Here is a 24,340-nt window from a genome sequence, read left to right on the forward strand (position 1 = left end):
AAGTTGCAGTATCACGTTAAGGGGCGCAATTTGTGCAGCCATTGAGTAGAGTTGCGGCACATGCTTCACGCAGGCGATTCGCGCCCGGCCCTCTACAGGAGTGCAGTAGGACGGATCGGATCGCACCACGACGACGACAGGCAACGCGAGACGGGGACCGAGGACATGAGCGAAATAGAGGAACTGCAGCGGCGCATCAACGCCGCGCTGGACCGCATCGGCAGCGGGCTGGAGGCGGGAACTGACGCGGTCGCGGACCCTGCCGAACTGGCCGAGGTCAGGCAGGCACTGGAAGACGAGAAACTGGCCAATGAACAGCTCGAAGAGCGGGTAAAGACCCTGCGCGACAAGCGTAACGCACTGGAAGAGGAACTGGAGGCGCTGCGCGAGCAGAACGCGCAATCCCTGTCGCGGCTGGATGGTGAGTTGCAGTCCCTGCGCCGTGCTAACCAGCAGCTGCGCGACAACAACGTCGCCCTGCGCGAGGCCAATGCCGCGGGCGTGGGCGAGGCGCACCTGATCAACAAGTCGATGATGGCCGAACTGGAAAGTCTGCGCGCCAACCATGCAGCCGACCGCGCCGAAACCAGCGCGATCCTGTCGGAGCTGACCGCCGTGCTGGAAGGCGCGGAGACACCTGATACCCCCAAATCGGAGGACGCCTGATGCCCGAAGTCGAGATCGAGATCGGCGGACGCACCTTCGAGGTGGCCTGCCAGGAAGGCGAGGAACACTACCTGCACGCCGCCGCGAAGATGCTGGATGAAGAGGCCAGCGTGCTGTCGGCCCAGATCGGCCGCATCCCCGAGTCCCGCATGTTACTCATGGCTGGGCTGATGCTGGCCGATAAGACCGCGGGCGTGCAGGACAAGCTGCGCGAGGCCGAGGACAAGATGGCCGAGAAGGAGGCCGAGCTGGGCCAGTTGCGCAATGCGCCTCAGCCCGAGCCCGAGCGCGTCGAAGTGGCGGTGATTCCGGATCAGGTCACAGAGTCGCTGGCCGAGATCGCCGCGCGCGCCGAAAGCCTTGCCGACCAGATCGAACGCTGACGCGAACGAGCTTTGCCTTGCAAGCTGTTGAAATGAATAAAGCGTTCCGCCTTTAGCCTGAGGCATCAGCTAAAGGCGGAACGCGTGCAACGATTGAGCGGAGCACTGCGTTTCGTGAAAATTTGTGTTTCAGGTTTTTCGCGAAACGCTTCAAGCCCCGGCAAATGACATGCCGGGGCTTCTCGATGGCCCAGGTTCGGCGCAACGCTTGGGAGAGTGCGCGCCGCCCTGACGTGGGTCAGGCCACCATTTTTTCGACCACCTCCCCAAAGGACGAGGGCGTGGGCACGATGGTCACGCCCGCCTGCTTGAGGATGTCGACCTTTTCCTGCGCCGACTCGCCGAAGGCCGATACGATTGCGCCCGCATGCCCCATGCGCCGGCCCTTGGGCGCCGACAAGCCCGCAATATAGGCCGCCACGGGTTTGCTCATGTGATCGCGGATATATTCCGCCGCCTCGGCTTCCTGCGGGCCGCCGATCTCGCCCACCAGCACCACGGCATCGGTGTCGGGGTCGGCCTCGAACAGCTCGAGGATGTCCTTGAAGCTGGACCCGTTGATCGGGTCGCCGCCGATCCCGATGGAGGAGCTGACGCCGATGCCATGCGCGCTCATCTGGCTGGCGGCCTCATAGCCCAGCGTGCCCGAGCGCCCGACGATGCCAACGCGCCCCGGCTTGTAGATCGACGGCGGCATCAGCCCGGCAAAGGCCTGCCCCGGCGTGATGATCCCCGCACAGTTCGGGCCGATCAGGCGCATGCGTTTGTCGGCTTTGTACCGGCGCATGTAGCGTTTGACGTCGATCATGTCCTGCGCGGGCACGCCGTCGGCTATGCAGACGCAGGTCTTGATGCCCGCATCCGCCGCTTCCATGATCGAATCGGCGGCGAATGGCGGGGGGACGAAGCTGACGACCAGCTCTGCATCGGTTTCCGCGACCGCGCCCTTTACGGTGTTGAACACCGGCAGGCCAAGATGCTTGGTGCCGCCTTTCCCGGGGGTGACGCCGCCCACCACGTTGGTACCGTGGCTGATCATGTCTTGGGCGTGAAAACTGCCGATCCGGCCGGTGATTCCGGTCACCAGAACGCGGGTATCCTTGTCGATGATGATCGCCATCAGCTTGCCTCCGCATATGCGCTGTCGGTGGAGCGCCACGCGGCCACCACCTTCTCCGCCGCTTCCGCCAGGGAAGAGGCCGTTTCGATTTCCAGTCCGCTTTCGGCCAGAATTTTCATGCCTTCGTCCACATTCGTGCCCGACAGGCGCACCACCAGCGGGATCTTCAGGTCCAGTTCCTTGACCGCAAGGATCACGCCCTCGGCGATCCAGTCGCAGCGGTTGATGCCGGCGAAGATGTTGACGAGGATCGCCTCGACATTGGGGTCGTTCAGCACTGACTTGAAGGATTGCAGAACCCGTTCCGGGCTGGCACCGCCGCCCACGTCGAGAAAGTTGGCAGGCTCGCCGCCCGCCATCTTGATCATGTCCAGCGTCGCCATCGCCAGGCCCGCGCCGTTGACGATGCAGCCGATCCGGCCATCCAGCCCGATATAGCTGAGGCCGCGGTCGCCCGCATAGGTCTCGCGGGGGTCCTCCTGGCTCTTGTCGCGCAGTTCCGAGATGTGGGGGTGCCGAAACAGAGCGTTCTCGTCAAAGCTGACCTTGGCATCGAGCGCCACAATCTCGTTCGAGGCGGTCACCACGAGCGGGTTGATCTCGACCATGTTGGCGTCGGTCTCCCACATCATGCGGTAGCAGCCCATGATCGTCTTGGCCGCCTGGTTGATCAGCGCGGGATCAAGGCCCAGAGAGAACGCGATCTCGCGCGCCTGGAAGTTCTGCATGCCCACGGCGGGGTCCACCACCGAGCGGATGATCGAGTCCGGCTCGCTTTCCGAGATCTCCTCGATCTCCATTCCGCCCTGTGCCGAGGCCACGACCACGACGCGCTCCAGCTTGCGGTCCATCACGAAGCCCAGGTAGATCTCCTGCGCGATCTCGGTGGCTTCCTCGACATATAGCCGGCCCACGAGCTTGCCCTGCGGGCCGGTCTGATGGGTCACCAGCTTGCGCCCGAGCATCCACGAGGCCGCGTCCCAAACCTCTTCCTCGGAATTGCAGACGCGCACGCCGCCGGCCTTGCCGCGGGCGCCGGAATGGATCTGCGCCTTCACGACCCAGCTTTTGCCCGACAGCTCGGAACAGCGGTAGACCGCCTGCTCGGGACTGTAGGCGATGCCGCCGCGCGGTATGTTGACGCCGAAGCCGCTCAGCAACTCCTTGGCCTGGAATTCATGGATGTCCATGCACATGCCCTCCTCGCATAGTGTTGCCTCATCCTGTCCTGAATGCGGTCTGCGCGATACTTTCGCCCGGGTAGCAATGCACGCCCCGGGTTGGGTGGCGGGCCGGAACGGGTAGGGCGGGCTACCCGCGTACGGCTGTACGGGATACATTGGGATGCGCTCGCCTCGGTGTGGAAAAGCTGATGCGAAACAGTTATTTAAGAATGGAAGGGGATGCGGGCTGGGTAGATAGAATTTGCGCAAATTCTATCTCGGAAATTACGTAATTTCCGGACCAATTTCTGCGCAGAAATTGGCTCACAGTATCTGTCGGATGGGCTCCTGATTGCAGAAGATCACGATCTGACCTGCATTTTCCACCGCGTGATAGCCGCGTCGCGACAACTCGTGGGCAAGCCGGTCGCGACCGACGTAACGATCTACGTCGCTCATTTGCCGTCGCACGATCCGGCCATCGCGCGCCGCTTTAGATGAAAACAGGCTGTCGAACCATTGTTCAACGGAAACCGGGCCATGATGTCTCATGGCCCGATATTCGCTCGGTTCTGGTTAAAGCTTGGAATACGTCACTTCGGCGTCACGAGGTCGCCGGGGGTGTCACCCTTGAGGAACGCCTCCAGATTGTCGATCGCTCGAAAGCCCATGGCTTCGCGGGTGCCGTCCGTGGCGCTGCCCAGATGCGGCGCCAGAACGATGTTCTCGTATTTCAGAAACCGCGGGTCGAGCGCCGGTTCGTTGTGATACACATCCAGGCCCGCCGCGGCGAGTTTGCCGGAATCGAGCGCCTCAAAGAGCGCATCTTCGTCGACCACGTCACCGCGGGCCGAGTTTACCAGGATTGCGCCGGGTTTCATGGCGCCGAAGATAATGGCGTTGATCATCTTGAAGGTGTCCGCGCCTCCGGGGCAATGCAGCGACAGGAAATCGGCCTCTGCCGCGACGTCGACCATGCTGGGCAATTGTTCGGCGTTGCCGTTTGCGGCCTTGATGTCTTCGGGCACTTCCCAGGCGTCCTGGAACACCACGCGCATGCCGAACCCGTTATGGGCCCGGCGTGCCATCGCCTGGCCGATGCGGCCAAAGCCGATGATGCCCAGCGTCGCGCCCGAGACTTTCTTGCCGATCATGTGGGTGGGCCGCCAGCCTTCCCAGCCGCCCGCGCGTGTTTCGCGCTCGCCTTCGCCGATGCGGCGCGCCGCGGCCAAGAGCAGGCCCATCGCCAGGTCGGCGGTACAATCGGTCAGCACGTCCGGCGTGTTGGTCACGGTGATGTCGTTCGCCGCCGCCGCGTCGATGTCGATATGGTTGAAGCCGACGCCATAGTTGGCAAAGATCTTCACCTTGCCCTTGGCCGCCGGATAGAACTCCGCCGGGATCTTGTCCGACACGGTGGGCATGATGACGTCATAGGTCTTGGCCGCGTCCATCCACTCGTCATGGCTCATCGGTGTGTCGGGGTGGCGCAGCGTCACGTCGCCTAGCCCGGCATTGGTCAAACGGTCCTCGGTCGCCTTCGGCCAGGCGCGCGTTACCAGAATTTTCATGGTGTCTCTTCCCTTGTCGTGATCCGCCCTCGGCGCACAATGCGTCAAGGGCAGGGCACTTGCAATCAACCCTTTGGGATCAGGCCGCCTTGGCGGTGCTGCCCTTGGCGTTGTCGGGTGTCGTGTCGCGGTAATGCGCCTGCGCGGCCGCCACGCCCGAGCCGGGCTCGATCTTGGCGCCGGCATCGACCAGCGCCATTTCCGCCGCCGAGATCGCACCGCACAACATCACCGGGTTCAGCGAGCCAAGGTGCCCGATGCGGAAAGCCTTGCCTGCCAGCTTGTTGAGGCCGGTGCCGAGCGAGGTCTGGTACTTGTTGTAGGCCGTCGAGATCACGTCGCGGGCGTCAACGCCCTCGGGCGCATAGATGGCCGAGACCGTGTCGGATTCCCATTCGGGCCCGCGCGCCACCAACTCGCAGCCATCCCACGCCTCGACCGCGGCGCGCACGCCTTGCGCCAGCCGCTTGTGGCGCGCCCAGATACTTTCCATCCCGGTGTCCAGGATCATGTCCAGCGAACAGCGCAGCCCGCGCAGAAGCTGCGTGGCAGGCGTGTAGGGGAAATAGCCGGTGTCGTTCAGCTTGATCATGTCCTCGAAGCTGAAATAGCAGCGCGACATACCGGAATTGGCCAGCCGCTGGTTGGCCTCCAGCGCCTTGTCGCTGACGCCGAGAAAGCCAAGACCAGCAGGCAGCATGAAGCCCTTTTGCGAGCCGGACACGGCAAGATCGACGCCCCATTTTTCCATCTCGAACTCGATCGACGCGATGGAACTGACGCCGTCGACGAAGAGCATCGCGGGATGGCCCGCATCGTCCATAACCTTGCGCACGCCCTCGATATCCGAGGTCACGCCGGTCGCGGTTTCGTTCTGCGTGGCGAAAACCGCCTTGATCTCGTGGTTGGTGTCCGCCTTCAGGTGCTTGGCGTATTCCTCCAGCGGCACGCCCTTGCCCCATTCGACCTCGCACAGAACCACGTCGAGGCCAAGACGCTCGGCCATGTCCACCCAAAGCAGCGAAAACTGCCCGAAACGCGACATCAGAACCTTGTCACCGGGTTGCAGCGTGTTCTGGATGGCGCTTTCCCACGCGCCCGTGCCCGAAGACGGGAAAATAAAGACCCGGCCATTCTCCAGCCGGTAGGCTTTTTTCATGTCGGTCAGCAAGCCGGTCACCAGGTCGGGAAAGTCCGGGGCGCGCATGTCCTCCATGGGGACGTTCATGGCCTGACGCACGGGTTCCGGCACATTGGTGGGGCCGGGGATGTAAAGATGCTGGTAACCGTTCATGATGTTCTCGCTCCCTGTCACATGACTTGACGTAGGGTCGTATCATGCAAATCGGGTCTGTGAAGCCTCGTTCGCGGCAAAACCGGGAAGAAACCGCCCAACGGGTGGGTAATTCCTACCCGCCCGGGTGACATATCGGGCGGCATACCGCTTCGGCATACACAGGCATACAGAAATTTCCTTTGATTTCAGGTATTTCTGCTGGTGTTATGTCTGAACGAGATCCGTCTGTTGGGGAGCTGACGGTGAGGAGGAACAAGGAGCCGGCGCATGAAAGCTGCCCCCGGAACGATCATGACATCAGCTGAAAAAACGAGTGGTAGCACGGGCTTGCCGCAGGTCATCGTGGCCGACCGGCAGCTGATTGTCTGCCAGGGAATCGGCTCGCTCGTGACGCAGATTCCCGAGGTCGAGCTTGGCCATTACGCCACCGACAAGGCGAGCCTGCGCAAGCATCTGGCCCATGCGAGGGGCAAAACCATCCTGATCCTTGGGGTGCGCCTGGCCGATGGCGATTTGACGCAGGTCCTGTCGATCGTGCGCAAGGATTACCCCGATGTGATGGTCGTCGTCGTGGCCGAGGAAACCGAGTTCGCCTTCATCCGCACGGCGATCAAGGCCGGGGCCAACTCGGTTTGCATGATGGGTCAGATCCTGACCAGCCTGCCGCGCATTCTGGGCAAGCTGATCGAGGGGCATTCCATTGTCCCGACCGAGATCCTGCGGCGCCTGACCTCCGAGAATACCGACGCGCTTTCGCGGCGCGAACACGAGATCCTCGCGCTTCTGGGCGATGGGCTGACCAATTTCCAGATCTCCGCCCGGCTGGGACTGAGCGAGAACACGGTCAAATATTACCTGAAAGCCATCTATCAGAAGCTTTCCGTAAACTCCCGTGGTGCGGCCATCGCCAAGTACGTGGCCGGCAATTACTGACACCGACCACAATGCAATCTTGGGAACCTTTGCGCGCCGTATGACCAGGTAGTGCCGCTTATGACCCGCGAGCAACGACACTGGGTCGCATCGCCCGGGATAAGTCGCGGCGATCAAGGCGGCCTGTTGCTCGGGCAGGCGCAGGCGTGGTCGCCAACTGCTCAAAAACCGGGCTAACGGGGCTTCCTGCTTGAACAAACTGCGTTGTCCGGCTTTCATCGTACCGGCTGATATGGTCAATACGGGGCGGATCGGGTCCGATACTGCCGGGCCCGCGGGACAAGGTCAGGAGAACATCCGCTCGTGCACCAGGAACACAAATTGCTGAACGCGCGCCTGCGCGAGCTGCTGTCCCGGATCTATCCCGACGAATCCGCGCCGGATCTCGCCCGTGCGATCATCGCGGCGTTCTGGCCCGAGGGCACCGTCCCGCGCAAACGCGCCCGCACGCCCAGCAACAGGCTCTGGTCGGAGAAGGATGCCTTTCTGATCACCTATGGCGACACCATACTCGACGGGGTGCACAAGCCGCTCGACCTGCTGGAGGATTTCCTGTCGCGCTACATGGGCGGCGTGGTCGATGGTGTGCATGTCCTGCCGTTCTTTCCGTTCAGCTCGGATGATGGGTTTGCGGTGACGGATTACTGCGCCGTCAATCCCCGACTGGGCGAATGGAGCGACATCACCCGCATCGCCTCGAACTTTCACCTCGTGTCGGACCTCGTGCTGAACCACGTGTCCAGCCAGGGCAACTGGTTCAACCAGTACCGGCAGGGCAAGGCGCCCTATGACAAGTTCTTCTACGAGGCCGACCCCGACCAGGACCTCAGCGCAGTCGTGCGCCCGCGCACCACGCCGCTGTTGCAAAAGATCGAGACGCGGAACGGCGACAAACATGTCTGGTGCACCTTCAGCCACGACCAGATCGATCTGAATTTTTCCAATCCCGAGGTGCTGTTGGAGATGCTGCGCATCATCCGGATGCATATCGACAAGGGGGTGCGTACCCTGCGGCTGGATGCCGTGGCCTTCATCTGGAAGGAACCGGGCACGTCGTGCATCCACCTGCCGCAGACCCACGCCATCGTACAGCTGATCCGCCTGCTGGTGGACTACACGTTCGAGACTGTTGTGCTGCTGACCGAAACCAATGTGCCGCGCAGCGAGAACCTCAGCTATTTCGGCAACCGCAACGAGGCGCACGCGGTCTACAACTTTCCGCTGCCGCCCCTGATCCTGCACGCGATGCAATCGGGCTCGGCCGAGTATCTCAACCGCTGGCAGGCGACCATGCCGCCCGCGCAGCTGGGCTGCGCCTACCTCAACTTTACCGCCAGCCATGACGGGATCGGGATGCGCCCCGCCGAGGGCGTACTGCCCCTAGACGAGAAAAACCGCATGATCGATACGGCGCAAGCGGCCGGCGCACTGGTGTCGATGCGCACCATGCCCGACGGCACCGAACAGGCCTACGAGCTGAACTGCTCGCTTTTCGATGTGATGCGCACGACCTTCAAGGGTGAGGACGACCACCATTTCGAGCGGTTCATCTGTTCCCAGACCATCCCGATGTCGCTCGAAGGCATTCCGGCCTTCTACATCCATTCCTTCCTCGCCACGCCCAGCGATCACGAGGCGGTGGAACGCCGCGGGATGAACCGGGCGATCAACCGTCACCGCTGGCACTACCCGGACCTGTTGGAGCGGATGGAGGACGAACGCTCGGACCAGGCGCGGGTGATGAAAGCCCTGTCGGAGCGCCTGCGCATCCGCGCTCGCCAGCCGGGTTTCCACCCCAATGCCACGCAATTCACCCTGCGCCTCGATCCGCGCCTGTTCGGTGTCTGGCGCCAGAGCCTCGACCGCTACCAGTCGATCTTTGCCATCCATAATGTCAGCGACGAGACGGTCACCGTGTCGCCCGATCAACTGAACATGATCGAGGACGACAACTGGCGCGACTTGCTGTCGGGGGAAGAGATCGACGCGGCGGCGGACGTGATCACGTTGGCCCCATATCAGAGCCGCTGGATCGCCAATCGCGAAGGCGCGGCACCCGGCGACCGGCCTTGAGCGTTTTGCCGTTAACCTGAGCCAACAGCTAAAGACGAAACGCTTTAGCTGAACTCCTCGGCGTCTTTCAGAGCCGCCGTTTTCAGATCCGACAGGAATTCCGGATCGGCGGCATGTACGCGGCTCCACGTGGGGATGAAGGGCGTCGCCTGCGGGTTTTCCAGGAAAACCGTGCCCGCACGAATGATGTTCTCGGCAAAGAGCTCGACCGACTTTTCTTCCTTGTGGCGGTCCACGGTCAGCCCGTTCATCTTGGCATCGGCGTAGTAGCTTTCCAGCAGGTCCAGCGCGATCCGGTAATAGGTGGCCTTCAGCGAGCGGAACAGGTTGGGCGTGAACACCGTGCCGTCCGACGCGAGCTTGCGGAAGATTGCCTTGCAGATATCCGTCGACATCCGGCTCAGGCCTTGGCTCGCATCCTCGGGCGACAGGTCCTGGTGCTTGTGATCGTAGGCATCGGAAATCTCGACCTGGCAGACCGATTGCGGCGCCAGGTTGCGCCACGCCTCGGACAGCACCCCGATCTCCAGCCCCCAGTCAGAGGGCACGCGCAGATCGGGCAGCATCGCCGTGCGCATGGCAAACTCCCCCGACAACGGATAGCGAAAGCTGCGCAGGTAATCGAGGTAATCGCGATCCCCGATCACCCGTTTCAGCGCGATCAGCAGCGGGCTGACCAGAAGGCGCGTGACCCGGCCGTTCAGCTTGGTGCCGTCGACGCGCGGGTAATACCCCTTGACCATCTGGTAACGGAAACCCGGGTGTGCTGCCGGATAGACCAGCCGCGCCAGCAATTCGCGGTCATAGGTCAGGATATCGCAATCATGCAGCGCCATGACGGACGTGTCGGCACAGGCGATGAGATACCCCATGCAGGTCCAGACGTTCTTGCCCTTGCCCGGCTCCTCCGGGGCGATGCCTTTTTCCTCCAGCCGGGCGCCAAGGGCCTTCATCCGGGGGCTGTCGTTCCACAGCACCATGTGCTGCTGCGGCAGGCGGCTGAAGAACTCGATGGCGTGCCGGTATTGCGCCTCGTCGGCCTGGTCCAGCCCGATGATGATCCGGTGCAGGTAGGGCACCTGGGTCAACTCGTCGACGATATGCTCCAGCGCGGGGCCTTCCAGTTCGGAATAGAGGCTCGGCAGGATCAGCGAAATCTTCCGCGTCTCGGCAAAGGCCGTCAGCTCGTAGGTCAGGTCGTCCAGGCTGCGGGTCCGCAGGTTGTGCAGGGTCGTGATATTTCCGTTCTGGTGAAAATCGGCCATGTGGTCAGGGGTCTTTCGTCGTTGCTAAATCGTCCAGGATCGCGTTCACCGCCTCGGCCCATCCGACGGGGCCTTCCCCATGTGTCCGAATGATGCGTCCGCGCGTCTTGCCAGAGCTGTCCTCGCCCGCAAGCGGCGGGATGCCGGGGGAGGCGGGATTGGCCACCACCACGCCGATCTCGGCGCGTTCCAGCATGGCCACGTCGTTCGGCGCATCGCCCAACGCCAGCGTATGCTCGGGGCGGTAGCGCTCGATCATCTGGTCCATGCGGTCCGCCTTGGTGCCGCCAAAGGACAGGGTCAGAAACCGCCCGCCCTGTTGAACCGTCAGCCCGGCGTCTTGAGCGGTGGCGAGAAACGCATCGCGTTCCGCATCCGGTCCGGTCCAGAGACCGGGTTCGCTGAATTGCCGTGCCTGCGCGCGTATCGCGTCATCAGGCGTCAGGCCGGTATGCGCCGCGATATCCTGATGTGTCATGTCGCCAAACCCGGTGAAACCTTTCGGCAAACGTGCGATTGCAGCGCGAAGTTCCCGGTAGGTCTGCGCGCCTTCGGTGCCGTCGGCGCCCGGCTCCAGCAGGCCGCTGCCGTTTTCGGTGATGGCAGGCCAGTCAGCCAGCCCCATCGCGTCGCGCAGGGGCGCGATCTCGGCGGCGGTCTTGCTGCTGGCCAGGATCACACCGCAGCCCGCCAGCCTCAGCCGTTCCAACGCCGGCGCGGCCGCCTGCCACGCATATGTGCGGTGGTCCAGCAACGTGCCGTCAAGATCGGAAAACACAAGGAGGCGCGGGCCAAGGGTCATGCTTTGACATTAGACCACAAGTTTCGGCAAGGCGACCGCGGAACGCACCTTGCGGCCCGTAAAATCCCGCCGCGCCCCATTTCCGGGCGCCGCGGCACAGCCCTTCTGTTGAAGCGGCGAAGATTGCGCTACAACATGCGGGAAAGACGGAAAAAACGAAGGCTGACCATGGCGGGCGAAAACACTGTGAAAATCGCCGTTGTCGGCTTTGGCCCGCGCGGCCTTGGCGCAGTCGAGGCGCTGGCCGAGCAGGCAGGCGCCGCCGCAAGCGCGCTGCATGTCGATCTTTTCGAGCCCTCCAGCATCCCCGGCGCCGGCCCCAATTTCGCGCCCGACGAAAGCCCGGTCTGTCAGTTGAACATCCCGATGCGCGATATCGACATTCGTCCTCCGCACGGTTCGCGCTGCGGCGCCTTCGCGGATTGGCTGGATGCCGGGGTGGCGCCCGATGCGTTTTCCCGCCGCTGTGACCTTGGTCGCTATCTCGAGGCGCGCTATGACGATCTGCGCCGCCAGGGTGGACTGTCCCTGCGCCATGACGCCGCCGTGATCGACAGGCTGGAACGTGGTGACGGCGGCTGGATGCTGCGCGCCGGTCCGGGCACCTGGCACGGCCCCTATGCAGAGGTCCTGATGACCCTTGGCCAGCCCGAAGTCAGCCCCGACAAGCAGCTTGACCACTGGCAGACCCACGCCGCCAGCACCGGCGCGGTGCTGCACCAGGCCTATCCCGCGTGGAAGCTGCAACGCGACGCCACCTGCTGGACCGGGCAGACCGTTGCGATCCGGGGTCTCGCGCTGTCGGCCTTCGACGTGATCCGGGTGCTGACACTGGGACAGGGCGGGCGGTTCGAGAGCGGGCGTTACATCGCTTCCGGCCGAGAGCCGGGTCTTCTTGTGCCGTTTTCTCTGGACGGTCTGCCGCCTTACCCCAAGCCAGAGACGGCGGCGCTCGACGCGCGGTTCGATCCGACCAAGGCGGAAACGCAGCGCTTCGCTGCTGCCATATCCTCCGCGGCCGAGGCGCCGCCAGATGTGGCGCGCAGGCAAGTGTCTGACGCTCTGTTGCCCGCCGTCTGCCGCGTGCTGGATCATCTTGGCGAAGCGTCCGGGGATGCCGCCGATTGGCTGTCCAAGGAATGGCAGAACCCCGGATCGCAGGAAACCGGCCCCGCCATCTCTGCTCTCCAGGCCGGGATTTCCATGGCCGAAGGCAGCCTTGCGCCCTCGACGGGGTTCGTCTTTGGGCAGGTCTGGCGCAAATGGCAGAATACGTTGCGGCGTGGCTACAATCCGGCGACCACACCGCCCGACACCGCCAGCCTGCTGGTGGGATTTGACGAGGGGCTGAAGCGGTATTCTTACGGCCCACCGATCTCGGCCTGCCGAGAACTCATGGCTTTGGTCGAGGCCGGCGTGGTGACGCTCGACTTCACCGCGGATCCCGAGATCTCGCTCAGCCCCACGGGTTGGACACTCGCCGCCAATGGGCACCGGGCCGAGACCTCGGTGATGATCGACGGGGTTCTGCCATCGCCCGACCTGTCGCGGATATCTACGCCGCTGGTCACCGGGCTGATCGGAAAGGGGTGGCTTTGCGCCATGGTCGACGGGTTGGGCGCCCAGTTGGCCGCCGACGGTCAATTGCTGGACAGGGACGGCGCGCGCATCCCCGGGCTTGGGTTTCTGGGTCGGCTGGCCTTGGGCAGCGTGATCGCGGCGGATTCGCTGCATGATTGTTTCGGACAAGCCTCGGTGCGCTGGGCCAGGGGCGTGGTCGCCCGAAACGCGCTGCGCCCGGAATAAAGGCAGCAACAGAAGGTTTTCTGGCGGATCGGCGCCCATCTCCGGAAAACGGGTTGATCACGGCGTCAACCGGTCTACTCTGCTGGCGTAGCCGTGCGTGAGCACTGCGCGAGCGCATTGAAACTTAACAGTAACGAGGCGAATAAAATGAAGAAATTCCTAGCAACGACCTGCGCTGTCGCCTTCGGTGCGTTAGTGCCGATTCAGGCAACGGCCCAAGTCGCTCCGGTTGAAAATGGTCCGCCTCTTGCCGCGGGCGAGAGCGCCACGGAATACGCCGTACGCGTCAACGCGTGTGGTGGTGCAGAGCTCTTGAGTGCGACCTTTGCACAAGGTGGCAGCCTTGTGCAGGCACGCTGCGCCAGTGCCGGTATGGGTATCGGCGCAAGCCCGGCCGCCGCGGCGGCTGCCGCTGCCGGTGCAGGGGCACTGCTGATTATCGCCATTGACGGGTCCAGCAGCACGACAACCTCGCAGTAACGCGACCTTCATCGACGACAAAGGCCGGCACCTCTATGTTAGGCGCCGGCCTTTTTGTTTTGCGACTTCTAATATCATTGTCGCATGACGCTGCACGACACTTATCGCGGCGCGCATTTCGCCTAAACCTCATGCCCAAGATCAACGGCAGGTCGCCTTAGACAGCGCGCGCGACCTTGGGTGACAGACGCGTCTCCGGCCTGCCACCCCACGATCCCGCTATTCGGCTGCTTCCACCGGGGTGTCGTCCGTCACTGGCAGTGACGGCTCGCCATGGTTGCCGCTCTCCAGAGCCTTGCGCACCCCCGCCTCATAGTCGGGATGTACCTTCTTCAGGACCGCAAGCCAGCGTTCCTTCACATCCTCCGACACGGGTGCCATGCCCCCCGCCATGTTCTTGTGCAGGCGGTCGCGCTCGGCATCGCTCAGCACCTCGGCATAGAGCTTTCGGGGCTGCACGTAGTCGACGTCGCTTTCCGCCTGCTTGAACCGGCCCACGACGGCCTCGGGGTCGATCCGCAAGGGCGGCTCTTCGGCGCTTTCGTCGGCAACCGGGCCGTCATACTGGTTCGGCTCGTAATAGGCATTCGGATTGCCGAAATCGTTGGTGAAGAACCGCATCGCGCCGTCCTTGTGATAGTGCCGCACATCCGCGTTTTTCGGGGCGTTGGCGGGCAGCGCCTCGTAATGCGTGCCAAGGCGATAGCGGTGCGCGTCAGCGTAGGCAAAGAGCCGCGCCTGCAGCATCTTGTCCGGCGAAAAGCCGATTCCGGGCACCACGTTGTTCGGGCTGTAGGCGGCATTCTCGACCAGCTGGAAATAGTTCTCGGGGAAGGTGTGCATTTCCAGCTCTCCCACTTCAATCAGCGGAAAGTCGTCATGCGGCCAGACCTTGGTCAGGTCGAACGGGTTGAACTCGGTCTCCAGCGCCTGTTCTTCGGTCATGACCTGGATGAACAGCGTCCACTTGGGATGGTTGCCGTCCTCGATCATGTGCCAAAGCTCTTCCTGATAGCTTTCGCGCGTGTGCCCGATGATCTCGGCCGCCTTGGCGTCGGACAGCGTCTCGTGACCCTGATGCGTGCGGAAATGGAACTTCACCCAATGCCGCTCGCCCTTGTCAGTCCACATCGAGAACGTGTGGCTGCCATAGCCATTCATATGCGCCGGGCTGCGCGGGATACCACGGTCCGACATCAGGATCGTCACCTGATGCACGCTTTCGGGCTGCGCCGACCAGAAGTCGAACATCGCCTCGGGCGAACGCAGGTTGGTCTTGGGGTGGCGCTTTTGCGTGCGGATGAAGTCGGGAAACTTGTACCCGTCGCGGATAAAGAAAATGGGGGTGTTGTTGCCCACCATGTCCCAGTTCCCATCCTCGGTGTAAAACTTCAGCGAGAAGCCCCGCACGTCACGCTCGGCATCCGCGGCACCACTTTCGCCGGCCACGGTGGACCAGCGCGACAGCACCTCGGTCTGCTTGCCGACCTCGGAAAAGAGCTTGGCACAGCTATACTTGGTGATGTCCTTGGTCACGGTGAACGTGCCTTGCAGACCCCAGCCCTTGGCGTGCACGACCCGCTCGGGGATGCGTTCACGGTTCTGGTGGGCCAGCTTTTCGATAAGCTGATGATCTTCCAGCATCACCGGACCCCGCGCACCGGCCGTGCGCGAGGTCTCGTTGGTGGTGTAGGGGCTGCCTGACGTGGTGGTCAGTGTCTTGCGTTTGGTCATCGTTACTCTCTTTCTTTCATTCCGGCAGAGGCGAGGGAGGCTGGATCAATCCAGCCAGATTCCCTTGATGTTGACGAACTCACGCACGCCAAAGCCGCCATGCTCGCGGCCATAGCCCGAGTCCTTGACGCCGCCGAACGGCATGTTGGGGTGTGCCGCGCCAAAGCTGTTGATCCGCACCATGCCGGTGTCGAAATGCTTCTTCGCCATCTCGGTCGCGCGCTCGGTGTCTTTCGAAAAGATGCCGCCGCCAAGGCCATACCGGCTGTCATTGGCGATGCGCATCGCGTCCTCGTCGTCCTTGGCGCGGATGACCGAGGCCACGGGGCCGAAGATCTCGTCGTCATAGGCCGGCATTCCGGGGGTGACATCCCCCAGCACGGTCGCGGGATAATAGGCGCCGTCCCGATCCAGCTTCTTGCCACCGGCGAGGATCTTCGCGCCTTTCTTCACGCTCTCTTCGACCTGCTCCATGACGGTCTCAAGCTGTTCCTGGCTGCTCAGCGGACCAAGTTCGGTGTCGTCGTCGTCGGGGGCGCCAACGTTGATCTTGGACATCGCATCGACATAGGCATCGACGAACTGATCATAGACCTTGTCGGCCACGATGAACCGCTTGGCGTTCACGCAGGTCTGACCGTTGTTGTAAAGCCGACCCTGAACCGACAATTTCACGGCCAATTCCACGTCCGCATCTTCCAGCACCAGGAACGCGTCATTCGACCCAAGCTCCAGCACGGTCTTCTTCAGCGCCTTGCTGGCGACAGAGCCGATATGGCTGCCTGCGCCATCCGAGCCGGTCATGGTCACGCCGCGCACCTTGTCATGCTCGATGACCTTGTCCGATGTGTCGTGATCGATCAGAAGCACGCGGAAGATATCCTTGGGCAAGCCTGCCTTGATGCAGATTTCCCGCAGGCGCAGGGCGCTGCCGGTGCAGATCTCGGCATGTTTCAGGACACAGCCATTGCCCGCCATCAATGCAGCGGCCAGCACGCGAACCGGCTGGTACATCGGAAAGTTCCACGGCTGGATCGAGTAGACCACGCCGATCGGCTGATACGTGACCAGCCCCTTGTTGCCGTCGCCCAAGTCGCGGGTTTCGTCCTTCAGCTGGCCCGGCCCGTGTTCGGCGGTGTATTCGAAAATCTGCGCACACAGCTCGATCTCGTCCTTGCCGTCTTTCAGCAACTTGCCCATCTCGCGGGTCATCAAATGCGACAGCTCGTCGGAGTTGTCGCGCAGTTCCTCGGCAATCGCTTTCAGCACAGCGCCGCGCTCGTCATGGCTTTTTTCACGCCACTCGATGAAGGCAGCATGACACGCCTCGACCGCCTCGATGGCCTCGGCTTCGCTCATGGTCTCGTAGTCGGCAATTTTCTCCGCGGTTGCGGGATTGATGGTCTCGATCTTGGACATGATGGCCTCTCTATCATTGGATGATGAACTTGGTGGACCAACACCGGCGGATCGCCAGATGTTCCGCGCCCTGTGCGCGGATGCCGCGCCGTAGGCCGGCCTGCGCTCAAATGTCCAAAGACGCTTCATTAACCATTCTTGCAATCCGCTCAGAATGTTCTACTTTCGTTCACATGCGCAAATCACTTTCCGACAAGCTCGCCATCCTTGCCGACGCCGCGAAATACGACGCCTCCTGCGCGTCGTCCGGCACCACCCGCCGCGACAGCCGCAATGGCGGCATCGGCAGCGCGGGCGGCAGCGGCATCTGTCACGCCTACACCCCCGACGGGCGCTGCATCAGCCTGCTCAAGATCCTGATGACGAATTTCTGCATCTATGACTGCGCCTATTGCATCAACCGCGTCAGCAGCGGGGTAGAGCGGGCACGTTTCACCCCCGAAGAGGTCGTGACCCTGACGCTGGAATTCTACCGCCGCAATTACATCGAGGGTCTGTTCCTCAGCTCCGGCATCATCAAGAGCCCCGACGACACCATGGCCGACATCACCCGCATCGCCCGGATGCTGCGCCAGGATCATGGCTTCAAGGGGTACATCCACCTCAAGACCATCCCCGAGGCCAGCCAGGAGCTGATCGACGAGGCCGGGCGTTATGCCGACCGCCTGTCGGTCAATATCGAACTGCCCAAGGATGACAGCACCCGCACCCTTGCACCGCAGAAACGCCCCGAAACGATCCGCGCCGCCATGGCCTCTGTCCGGCTGAAACAGCAGGCCAGCAAGGAACGGTCGCACACCGGAAAACGCGCGCCGAAATTCGCCCCTGCCGGGCAGTCCACGCAGATGATCGTCGGCGCGGATGGCTCGAACGACAAGGCGATCCTGACGACCTCATCGCGCCTCTACACAGGCTACAAGCTGCGCCGTGTCTATTACTCGGCCTTCTCGCCCATCCCCGACAGCTCCGCCATGCTGCCGCTGATCAAGCCGCCCCTGGTGCGCGAACACCGGCTCTACCAGGCCGACTGGCTTTTGCGCTTCTACGGCTTCGACGTGGACGAGATCACCGATGTGGCGCCCTCGGGCAATCTCGACCTCGACATTGACCCGAAATTGGCTTGGGCGCTGGCGCATCGCGGGCAGTTCCCAGTCGACGTGAACCGCGCCGGGCGCGACGTGCTGCTGCGCGTTCCCGGTTTTGGCAGCAAGACTGTCAATCGCATTCTGGCCGCCCGCCGTTCGGGCGTCCTGCGTTATGCCGACCTTCTGCGCATCGGTGCGCGGATGGGCATGGCGAAATCCTTTATTACCACGCCGGACTGGTCCCCAGCCGGACTGACCGACAGCGTTGACCTGCGCGCCCGCTTCGCGCCCGCGCCGGAACAGCTGAGCCTCTTCTGATGTACCGCGCCTCGCTGCCGGAGCTTGGGTTCTTCGAGGCGTGGCGCGACGCCGCCCGTCGCCTTCTGAGCCATGCCGTGCCCCCGTACCAGATAGAATGGGGCAGGGGAGAGGACGCCAGCCTGTTCCCCGCCGACCCGCTGCCCGAGGCGGATGGCCCCCACGCGGTGACCTCGACCAAGGAGTTCCTGTCGCTGGCCAGGACCGCGCTGTGCCATTCCGGCACCGAGGCGCCGACGCTGCTCTACCAGGCGCTTCACCGGCACCAGACCAACCGCCGCGCGCTCGCCAATCCCGCCGATCCCGTCGCGCGCAAGCTCTCGGTGCTGCAAAAGGCCGTGCGCCGCGACATTCATAAGATGCATGCCTTCGTTCGTTTCCGCGAGTTGCCCACGAAGGGCAATCGCCGCAGCTTCGGCGCATGGTTCGAGCCCGATCACCACATCCTGGAAACCGGCACGCCTTTCTTCGCCAAGCGTTTTGCCGACATGGACTGGATGATCGCCACGCCGCAGGGTGTCGCCCGATTTGAGGATGGCACCCAAACCTTCCATCCCCCGGCAGACCGCCCCGATCTGCCCGAAGACGCCTCCGAGGCGCTTTGGGGGACCTATTTCGCCAATATCTTCAACCCCGCACGCCTGCATCTTCAGGCCATGCGCTCGGAGATGCCGCTGAAATACTGGAAGAACCTGCCCGAGACCGACCTTATCCCCGGGATGCTCGCCGACGCCGAGGCGCGGGTGGAAAAGATGCGCGCCGCCATGCCGACAGAAGCGCCCGCTCATGCCGAACGCATTCTCAGCCGCCTGCCGCAACCCAAAGTGCCCGACATGCCCGACAGCATGGACGAGGCCCGCGCCGCCGCCATGCAGTGCCAGCGCTGCGGCTTGTGCGAGGCCGCCACGCAGACCGTTTGGGGCAGGGGGGACGCCAAGGCCGACCTGATGATCGTCGGCGAACAGCCCGGCGATGCCGAGGATCTGGCCGGCAAACCCTTCGTGGGTCCCGCGGGTCAGTTGCTGACCACACTCATGGACGAGGCCGACGTCGGCGACAGCTGGATGACCAACGCGGTCAAGCATTTCAAATTCCGCCCCACCGGCAAGCGCCGGATGCACCAGAACCCCGACCCGCACGAGATCGACCATTGCCGCTGGTGGCTCGACCTCGAACGTCGCTTCGTGCAGCCGACACTGACGGTCGCGCTTGGGGGCTCTGCGGCCTATGCCCTGACCGGCAACGATGCGCCAATGAAAGCGCGCCGTGGCCAGGTTGAGACCGCCCATGACGGCGGTGCGGTGCTGGTGACATGGCACCCCAGCTATATCCTGCGCCTCGACGGCTCTGCGTCGACGGCGGCGCGCAGCGAACTGCGCGACGACCTGGCCGCCGCGGCAGAGGTCATCCGTTCCAATCCGGTTCATGCGAATCCGGCCGCCGCAACTTCCGGCACTTGAGCCCGAAGAGCGCCTTCAAAAGCTATTTCCTGAATATCCGCGTCGAGCGGAACATGCCCTCGAGTTCCTCGATCCGGTCGCGCGCCTTTTCAAGGCGTTGTGTCTGGATGGCGGCGATCAACGCCTCGACGATCAGGTTGATCCCAAGCGTCGAGTCCCAGCTTGAAGGCACCTCGACCAGCGCGTTGATGACGTGATCGGCCGTTTGCGAGATCGGCGAGCCCCATTGGTCAGTGAAAAGCACGATGACCACGCCGCGTTCCTTGGCAAGGCTTGCGAGCCGAGCCAGGTCCGCCTCGTAGCGGCGAATGTCGAAAATCACGAGGACGGAGCGCGGACCCATGTCGATCAGGTATTGCGGCCAGACGTTGGGCGATTGCGACAACAGCGTCACGCCGGGGCGGACGATCTGAAGGTGGTTGAAGAAGTAATCCGCGTTCGAGCGCGTGATGCGCCCGCCGAGCAGAAAGATGCTGCGCCGCGTATCGGCCAGCACCTTGGTCAGCGCGTCGAACGTGGCAGGGTCGAGCCGCTCGATCGTCTGGTTGAGATTGTCGAACACGGCTTCGGCGAAATTGCGGAAGGCGGGGGAATCCTTGCGACCCTGCGGCCAGCCTTCGCGCTTGAGGATCGGCTTCTTGATCTGGGCCGAGGCTTCTTCGCGCAGGGCGGCCTGCATTTCCGGGAAGCCGTCAAAACCCAGCTTTCGCGCCAGCCGGATCACCGTCGGTGTCGACACGCCCGCGGCCTCGGCCAGCTTGGTGATCGATTGCAATCCGGACATGGGATAATCCCGCAAAAGGACGTCCGACAACAGACGCTCGGCCGGTGTCAGCGCGCCGGCCTTGTCCTTCAGCTTGTCCTTTACGATGCCCGTCCGTGTCACCTGCGATGCCTTTTGAAGCAATTGCTACAAGATAATCGATGGCCGTAGTTTCGTCTACGAAAAATTCTTGACAGGTTTCGGGTCCCGCCCACTAATGTGCCGTGTGAGTGGATCGAACGCATACCGGATTCTTTCGCCCCAAGAAGGGCACCCGTCGCAGGTTATCAACCGCGGCGGGCAGGCGCCTGTCTGCCTTGTCTGTGAACATGCCAGCGCCGTGATACCGGCCACGCTCGGCACGCTTGGTCTGGCCGAGGAGGACCGGTTTTCCCATGCGGTGTGGGATATCGGTGCCGAGGCGCTGGCCCGCGAGGTGTCGGCACGGCTCGATGCGCCGCTGGTTCTCGCCCGGGTGTCGCGGCTGGTTTATGATCTGAACCGTCCGCCACAAGCGCCCGACGCGATGCCCGGCCAGAGCGGTGACATCCCGGTGCCGGGAAACCGCGACCTGACCCGGGATGAAAAGGACGCACGCACGGCGGAGGTCTATGACCCGTTCCACGCAACATTGTCCGAGGTGCTCGATGGCTTTGACGCGCCGCCCGCCCTGGTCACGATCCACAGTTTCGCGCCCATCTGGGACGGCAAGCCACGCGCGACGCAGCTGGGCTTTTTGCACGACGCGGATGCGGGGCTTGCGACGACAATGCTTAAGGTCGCGGACACCGCGCTGGTGACCCGTCTTAACGAGCCCTATTCGGCGCGGGACGGGGTGACCCATACGCTTGAACGTCATGCAATCGCACGCGGGCTGCAGAACGTGATGATTGAAGTGCGCAACGACTTGCTGACCGCCGAGGCGGACGTGGCCCGGATCGCAACGGAACTGGCGGGTATGCTGACCGCCGCGCTGGATCTGGAGGGCGCGCCGGCATGACCGCGGCAATGCTGAAATACGTGGCTGTGGTCGACCGCATGAACCGCTGGATCGGGCGGATCGTCATGTACGGGATCTTCGTGATGATGGCGATCCTGCTGTGGTCGTCGTTTACAAAGCTGGGCAGCGATATCGGGCTCGATATCAACCCCTCGCTCTGGACGCTGGAAATGGCGCAGTTCGCGATGGTCGCCTATTATATTCTCGGCGGTCCGTACTCGATCCAGATGGGCTCGAACGTGCGCATGGACCTGCTTTATGGCGAATGGAGCGATCGGCGCAAGGCGCAGGTCGATGCCTTTACCGTGCTCTTCCTGATCGTCTACCTGATCTTCCTGCTCTGGGGCGGCTGGGACAGCCTGATGTATTCCTTCCAGTACGGCGGCGAGCGCAGCAACAGCGTCTGGCGGCCTTATCTCTGGCCGATCAAGCTGATCATGGTCGTGGGCATCTTCCTGATGCTGCTTCAGGCCATCAGCGAGCTCTTCAAGGATATCCTGCGGCTGAAGGGGCATGACATGGGCCCCAAGGATAAAGACACCTCTGACGCCCGGCCCGAGGGGACCCGCACCTGATGCCTTACGAAGCCATCGCCGCGCTGATGTTCGCCTCCATGATGCTGATGCTGCTGACCGGGCAGCGGGTCTTTGGCGCCATCGGGTTCGTCGCCGTCGTCGCGGCCTTCTTCCTGTGGGGCGACCGGGGCGGCTATGATCTTGGCTTTGCCGCCGCGATCAAGTTGATGAAATGGTATCCGCTGCTGACGCTGCCGATGTTCATCTTCATGGGCTACGTCCTGTCCGAAAGCCGCATCGCGGATGACCTCTACCGCATGTTCCACGTCTGGATGGGCGGGCTGTCGGGCGGGCTTGCCGTGGGGACGATCGGGCTGATGGTGCTGATCTCGGCCATGAATGGGCTTTCGGTCGCGGGCATGGCCATCGGCGCCACCATCGCTTTGCCGGAACTCTTGAAGCGGGGGTATGACAAGCGGATGGTCACCGGGGTGATACAGGCGGGCTCATCGCTGGGTATCCTCGTGCCACCCTCCGTCGTGCTGGTGCTTTACGCCATGATCGCCCGCCAGCCTGTGGGGCAATTGTGGCTGGCAGGCGTGCTGCCGGGGCTGATGATGGCGGGGATGTTCGTGCTTTACATCGTGATCCGCTGCCGCCTGAACCCGACGCTTGGTCCGATCCTGCCGAAAGAAGAGCGCAACATCCCGATGGGCAAAAAGATCCGCCTGCTGGGCGCGGGCCTTTTGCCGCTTTTCATCTTCTTCACCATGATGGTGCCCTTCGTGAACGGCTGGACATCACTCGTGGAGTCCTCGGCCATCGGCGCCATCGCCGCCTTTCTGGCCGCCGTGGTCAAGGGCCGGATGACGCGGCAGGTGTTCGAGACCTCGGTGCGCAAGACGCTTGGCATCTCCTGCATGTTCATGTGGATCATCCTGGCCGCGCTGGCCTTCGGCTCGGTCTTCGACGGGCTGGGCGCGGTCAAGGCGATCGAGAGCCTCTTCACCGAACAGCTGGGCCTCAGCCCATGGATGATCCTGATCCTGATGCAGCTGTCGTTCATCCTGATGGGCACGTTTCTCGACGACACCGCGATGCTCGTGATCGTGGCACCGCTCTACGTGCCGCTGGTGGGCGCGCTTGGTTTCGACCTGATCTGGTACGGCGTGCTGTACACGATAACCACGCAAATCGCCTACATGACGCCGCCCTTCGGCTACAACCTGTTCCTGATGCGCGCGATGGCGCCGCCCGAGATCACGCTGAAGGACATCTATACCTCGATCCTGCCCTTCGTGCTGGTGATGGTGGTGGCGCTGTCGACGATCATGATCTTCCCTGAAATCGCGCTTTGGCTGCCGGGGTATGTCTATGGAAATTAAACAAAAGACCTTGGTCACAAGGCGTTCGAGCAACTGAACCTAACAGAGAGGGTATAACAATGACGACAAGACGTAATTTCCTGAGAGCGGCCGGTGCGGCCGTACCGGCGACGCTTGCAACCCCTGCGATCGTCAAGGCGCAGAGCGCGATCAAGTGGCGCTTCCAGACCTATGCCGGCAGCGCGCTTGGCGAACAGGTGACCAAACCGGCCATCGACTACATCAACGCCAATGCCAACGGCGAGCTGGAAATCGAGCTGTTCTATGCAGACCAGATCGTCCCCACCGGTGAGCTGTTCCAGGCACTTCAGCGCGGCACGATCGACGGCGTCCATTCGGACGACGACTCGATGGCCTCGCCCACGCCGCTGCGCATGTTCGGCGGGTATTTCCCGTTCGCCACCAAGCACATCCTCGACGTGCCGGTGCTCTTCAACCAGTACGGCCTCGCCGATATCTGGCGCGAGGAATACGGCAAGGTTGGCGTGCAATGGCTGTCGGCGGCAGGGCAGGACCCGTGCAACTTCAACACCAAGAAGGAAATCACCTCGGTCGACGACCTTGACGGGCTGAAGCTCTACACCTTCCCCACGGCGGGCCGGTTCCTGGCCAAGTTCGGCGTCGTGCCGGTGAACATCCCCTACGAGGACGCCGAGGTCGCCGTTCAGACCGGCGAGCTTGACGGCATGGCCTGGTCGGGCATCACCGAGGATTACACGGTTGGTTGGGCCGACGTGACCGACTACTTCCTGACCAACAACATCTCGGGCGCGTGGATCGGCTCTTGGTTCGCCAACCAGGAACGCTGGGCCGAACTGCCCGATCACCTGAAATCGGTCGTCATGGCCGGGGTCGAGGCCGGCCACACCTATCGCAACCAGTGGTACTGGGGCGGCGAGGCCGCGCTGCGCGCCAATGGCGACAAGCTGGAACTGCGCTCGGTGCCCGCGTCCGAATGGGCCGAGGTCGAGAACGCCGCCAAGGAATTCTGGGACGAAGTCGCCCAGGAAGGCGAGGTTCACGAAAAGATCGTCGGCATCTTCCGCGAATACAACTCGGTCATCAACCAGGCCGGCGTGCCCTACAACTTCGAGTAAGCCAG

22 protein-coding genes are annotated in these 24,340 nt (G+C 62.9%); 12 read left to right on the forward strand and 10 right to left on the reverse strand.

The genetic code is table 11. From position 1 onward, the window contains the following. Nucleotides 1-165 precede the first annotated feature (165 nt). Nucleotides 166-666 carry a hypothetical protein gene (locus tag FIU86_RS07935; RefSeq protein WP_152474586.1) on the forward strand — a complete coding sequence of 167 codons (501 nt, stop codon included), beginning with the start codon at nucleotides 166-168 and terminating at the stop codon, nucleotides 664-666. Beyond that, a complete protein-coding gene (locus tag FIU86_RS07940) occupies nucleotides 666-1,049 on the forward strand; it encodes a cell division protein ZapA (protein WP_152474587.1) in 384 nt (127 codons plus the stop codon). The genes FIU86_RS07935 and FIU86_RS07940 overlap by 1 nt, the downstream gene beginning before the upstream one ends. Before the next feature lie 238 nt (nucleotides 1,050-1,287). Here FIU86_RS07940 and sucD read toward each other — a convergent pair whose 3' ends face one another. From sucD to FIU86_RS07965, 5 genes are all read right to left on the reverse strand, one after another. After that, nucleotides 1,288-2,169 carry a succinate--CoA ligase subunit alpha gene (sucD, locus tag FIU86_RS07945; protein ID WP_152474588.1) on the reverse strand — a complete coding sequence of 294 codons (882 nt, stop codon included), beginning with the start codon at nucleotides 2,167-2,169 and terminating at the stop codon, nucleotides 1,288-1,290. Next, complete coding sequence (locus FIU86_RS07950; protein ID WP_152474589.1) at nucleotides 2,169-3,359, reverse strand: malate--CoA ligase subunit beta; 1,191 nt, start codon at nucleotides 3,357-3,359, stop codon at nucleotides 2,169-2,171. Before FIU86_RS07950 ends, sucD begins: the two co-directional genes overlap by 1 nt. 297 nt (nucleotides 3,360-3,656) lie before the next feature. Continuing rightward, nucleotides 3,657-3,791 (reverse strand): hypothetical protein, encoded by a 135-nt coding sequence (locus FIU86_RS23100; RefSeq protein WP_368373156.1) that lies wholly within the window; start codon nucleotides 3,789-3,791, stop codon nucleotides 3,657-3,659. A 134-nt stretch (nucleotides 3,792-3,925) separates the two neighbouring features. Beyond that, on the reverse strand, nucleotides 3,926-4,903 hold the full coding sequence (locus tag FIU86_RS07960; protein ID WP_152474591.1) for a D-glycerate dehydrogenase: 978 nt from the start codon (nucleotides 4,901-4,903) through the stop codon (nucleotides 3,926-3,928). A gap of 79 nt (nucleotides 4,904-4,982) precedes the next feature. Continuing rightward, nucleotides 4,983-6,197 (reverse strand): alanine--glyoxylate aminotransferase family protein, encoded by a 1,215-nt coding sequence (locus FIU86_RS07965; RefSeq protein WP_152474592.1) that lies wholly within the window; start codon nucleotides 6,195-6,197, stop codon nucleotides 4,983-4,985. Between the two features lie 270 nt (nucleotides 6,198-6,467). On the opposite strand from FIU86_RS07965, the gene FIU86_RS07970 reads away from it, so the two are divergent. Together FIU86_RS07970 and FIU86_RS07975 are read left to right on the forward strand one after the other, a co-directional pair. Continuing rightward, a complete protein-coding gene (locus FIU86_RS07970; RefSeq protein WP_245890369.1) occupies nucleotides 6,468-7,133 on the forward strand; it encodes a response regulator transcription factor in 666 nt (221 codons plus the stop codon). Between the two features lie 321 nt (nucleotides 7,134-7,454). Beyond that, nucleotides 7,455-9,206: an alpha-amylase family glycosyl hydrolase gene (locus FIU86_RS07975; protein ID WP_254703973.1), complete on the forward strand. Its 1,752-nt coding sequence runs from the start codon at nucleotides 7,455-7,457 to the stop codon at nucleotides 9,204-9,206. A gap of 44 nt (nucleotides 9,207-9,250) precedes the next feature. Here the strand turns inward: FIU86_RS07975 and FIU86_RS07980 are convergent, their stop codons facing one another. Beyond that, nucleotides 9,251-10,471, reverse strand: a complete 1,221-nt coding sequence (locus tag FIU86_RS07980) for a glycosyl transferase (RefSeq protein ID WP_152474594.1) — start codon at nucleotides 10,469-10,471, stop codon at nucleotides 9,251-9,253. Between the two features lie 4 nt (nucleotides 10,472-10,475). Continuing rightward, nucleotides 10,476-11,273, reverse strand: coding sequence for a mannosyl-3-phosphoglycerate phosphatase (locus FIU86_RS07985; RefSeq protein ID WP_152474595.1), 798 nt, complete (start codon nucleotides 11,271-11,273; stop codon nucleotides 10,476-10,478). A gap of 168 nt (nucleotides 11,274-11,441) precedes the next feature. Between FIU86_RS07985 and FIU86_RS07990 the strand changes: the two genes are divergently transcribed. Both FIU86_RS07990 and FIU86_RS07995 read left to right on the forward strand, forming a co-directional pair. Further along, nucleotides 11,442-13,079 (forward strand): FAD/NAD(P)-binding protein, encoded by a 1,638-nt coding sequence (locus tag FIU86_RS07990; protein WP_172977466.1) that lies wholly within the window; start codon nucleotides 11,442-11,444, stop codon nucleotides 13,077-13,079. Between the two features lie 147 nt (nucleotides 13,080-13,226). Further along, on the forward strand, nucleotides 13,227-13,559 hold the full coding sequence (locus tag FIU86_RS07995) for a hypothetical protein (RefSeq protein WP_152474597.1): 333 nt from the start codon (nucleotides 13,227-13,229) through the stop codon (nucleotides 13,557-13,559). 219 nt (nucleotides 13,560-13,778) lie between these two features. Here FIU86_RS07995 and FIU86_RS08000 read toward each other — a convergent pair whose 3' ends face one another. Then, nucleotides 13,779-15,293, reverse strand: coding sequence for a catalase (locus tag FIU86_RS08000; protein ID WP_152474598.1), 1,515 nt, complete (start codon nucleotides 15,291-15,293; stop codon nucleotides 13,779-13,781). 45 nt (nucleotides 15,294-15,338) lie between these two features. Further along, the gene (locus tag FIU86_RS08005) at nucleotides 15,339-16,712 is read right to left on the reverse strand and encodes an NAD-dependent succinate-semialdehyde dehydrogenase (protein ID WP_152474599.1); all 1,374 of its coding nucleotides are present in this window, start codon (nucleotides 16,710-16,712) and stop codon (nucleotides 15,339-15,341) included. Between the two features lie 173 nt (nucleotides 16,713-16,885). Between FIU86_RS08005 and FIU86_RS08010 the strand changes: the two genes are divergently transcribed. Together FIU86_RS08010 and FIU86_RS08015 are read left to right on the forward strand one after the other, a co-directional pair. Continuing rightward, nucleotides 16,886-18,115, forward strand: coding sequence for a putative DNA modification/repair radical SAM protein (locus tag FIU86_RS08010; protein ID WP_152474600.1), 1,230 nt, complete (start codon nucleotides 16,886-16,888; stop codon nucleotides 18,113-18,115). Next, on the forward strand, nucleotides 18,115-19,575 hold the full coding sequence (locus tag FIU86_RS08015; RefSeq protein ID WP_216647208.1) for a UdgX family uracil-DNA binding protein: 1,461 nt from the start codon (nucleotides 18,115-18,117) through the stop codon (nucleotides 19,573-19,575). Before FIU86_RS08010 ends, FIU86_RS08015 begins: the two co-directional genes overlap by 1 nt. 22 nt (nucleotides 19,576-19,597) lie before the next feature. Here the strand turns inward: FIU86_RS08015 and FIU86_RS08020 are convergent, their stop codons facing one another. Next, on the reverse strand, nucleotides 19,598-20,461 hold the full coding sequence (locus tag FIU86_RS08020; RefSeq protein WP_152474602.1) for a MurR/RpiR family transcriptional regulator: 864 nt from the start codon (nucleotides 20,459-20,461) through the stop codon (nucleotides 19,598-19,600). 103 nt (nucleotides 20,462-20,564) lie between these two features. Here FIU86_RS08020 and FIU86_RS08025 point away from each other — a divergent pair, with 103 nt between their 5' ends. The 4 genes from FIU86_RS08025 to FIU86_RS08040 are packed head-to-tail and all read left to right on the forward strand — an operon-like array spanning nucleotide 20,565 to nucleotide 24,335. Beyond that, entirely contained in the window at nucleotides 20,565-21,338 is a 774-nt protein-coding gene (locus tag FIU86_RS08025) for an N-formylglutamate amidohydrolase (protein ID WP_254703974.1), read from the forward strand. Continuing rightward, nucleotides 21,335-21,913: a TRAP transporter small permease subunit gene (locus tag FIU86_RS08030; RefSeq protein ID WP_152474604.1), complete on the forward strand. Its 579-nt coding sequence runs from the start codon at nucleotides 21,335-21,337 to the stop codon at nucleotides 21,911-21,913. The genes FIU86_RS08025 and FIU86_RS08030 overlap by 4 nt, the downstream gene beginning before the upstream one ends. Next, complete coding sequence (locus FIU86_RS08035; RefSeq protein WP_152474605.1) at nucleotides 21,913-23,238, forward strand: TRAP transporter large permease subunit; 1,326 nt, start codon at nucleotides 21,913-21,915, stop codon at nucleotides 23,236-23,238. Before FIU86_RS08030 ends, FIU86_RS08035 begins: the two co-directional genes overlap by 1 nt. Nucleotides 23,239-23,297: 59 nt before the next feature. After that, complete coding sequence (locus tag FIU86_RS08040; RefSeq protein ID WP_152474606.1) at nucleotides 23,298-24,335, forward strand: TRAP transporter substrate-binding protein; 1,038 nt, start codon at nucleotides 23,298-23,300, stop codon at nucleotides 24,333-24,335. The last annotated feature ends 5 nt before the right edge of the window (nucleotides 24,336-24,340 follow it).

Source organism: Roseovarius sp. THAF9, assembly GCF_009363715.1.
Lineage (GTDB): Bacteria > Pseudomonadota > Alphaproteobacteria > Rhodobacterales > Rhodobacteraceae > Roseovarius.

Excerpts from the sequence above, each read along its gene's own strand:
- FIU86_RS07950 (WP_152474589.1), bottom strand. The coding sequence starts at position 3,359 with ATGGACATCCATGAATTCCAGGCCAAGGAGTTGCTGAGCGGCTTCGGC.
- FIU86_RS07935 (WP_152474586.1), top strand. The coding sequence starts at position 166 with ATGAGCGAAATAGAGGAACTGCAGCGGCGCATCAACGCCGCGCTGGAC.
- sucD (WP_152474588.1), bottom strand. The coding sequence starts at position 2,169 with ATGGCGATCATCATCGACAAGGATACCCGCGTTCTGGTGACCGGAATC.
- FIU86_RS07960 (WP_152474591.1), bottom strand. The coding sequence starts at position 4,903 with ATGAAAATTCTGGTAACGCGCGCCTGGCCGAAGGCGACCGAGGACCGT.
- FIU86_RS08005 (WP_152474599.1), bottom strand. The coding sequence starts at position 16,712 with ATGTCCAAGATCGAGACCATCAATCCCGCAACCGCGGAGAAAATTGCC.
- FIU86_RS23100 (WP_368373156.1), bottom strand. The coding sequence starts at position 3,791 with ATGAGCGACGTAGATCGTTACGTCGGTCGCGACCGGCTTGCCCACGAG.
- FIU86_RS08040 (WP_152474606.1), top strand. The coding sequence starts at position 23,298 with ATGACGACAAGACGTAATTTCCTGAGAGCGGCCGGTGCGGCCGTACCG.
- FIU86_RS07965 (WP_152474592.1), bottom strand. The coding sequence starts at position 6,197 with ATGAACGGTTACCAGCATCTTTACATCCCCGGCCCCACCAATGTGCCG.
- FIU86_RS08035 (WP_152474605.1), top strand. The coding sequence starts at position 21,913 with ATGCCTTACGAAGCCATCGCCGCGCTGATGTTCGCCTCCATGATGCTG.
- FIU86_RS08030 (WP_152474604.1), top strand. The coding sequence starts at position 21,335 with ATGACCGCGGCAATGCTGAAATACGTGGCTGTGGTCGACCGCATGAAC.
- FIU86_RS08000 (WP_152474598.1), bottom strand. The coding sequence starts at position 15,293 with ATGACCAAACGCAAGACACTGACCACCACGTCAGGCAGCCCCTACACC.
- FIU86_RS08010 (WP_152474600.1), top strand. The coding sequence starts at position 16,886 with ATGCGCAAATCACTTTCCGACAAGCTCGCCATCCTTGCCGACGCCGCG.
- FIU86_RS08015 (WP_216647208.1), top strand. The coding sequence starts at position 18,115 with ATGTACCGCGCCTCGCTGCCGGAGCTTGGGTTCTTCGAGGCGTGGCGC.
- FIU86_RS07940 (WP_152474587.1), top strand. The coding sequence starts at position 666 with ATGCCCGAAGTCGAGATCGAGATCGGCGGACGCACCTTCGAGGTGGCC.
- FIU86_RS07980 (WP_152474594.1), bottom strand. The coding sequence starts at position 10,471 with ATGGCCGATTTTCACCAGAACGGAAATATCACGACCCTGCACAACCTG.
- FIU86_RS07970 (WP_245890369.1), top strand. The coding sequence starts at position 6,468 with ATGAAAGCTGCCCCCGGAACGATCATGACATCAGCTGAAAAAACGAGT.
- FIU86_RS07985 (WP_152474595.1), bottom strand. The coding sequence starts at position 11,273 with ATGACCCTTGGCCCGCGCCTCCTTGTGTTTTCCGATCTTGACGGCACG.
- FIU86_RS07990 (WP_172977466.1), top strand. The coding sequence starts at position 11,442 with ATGGCGGGCGAAAACACTGTGAAAATCGCCGTTGTCGGCTTTGGCCCG.
- FIU86_RS07995 (WP_152474597.1), top strand. The coding sequence starts at position 13,227 with ATGAAGAAATTCCTAGCAACGACCTGCGCTGTCGCCTTCGGTGCGTTA.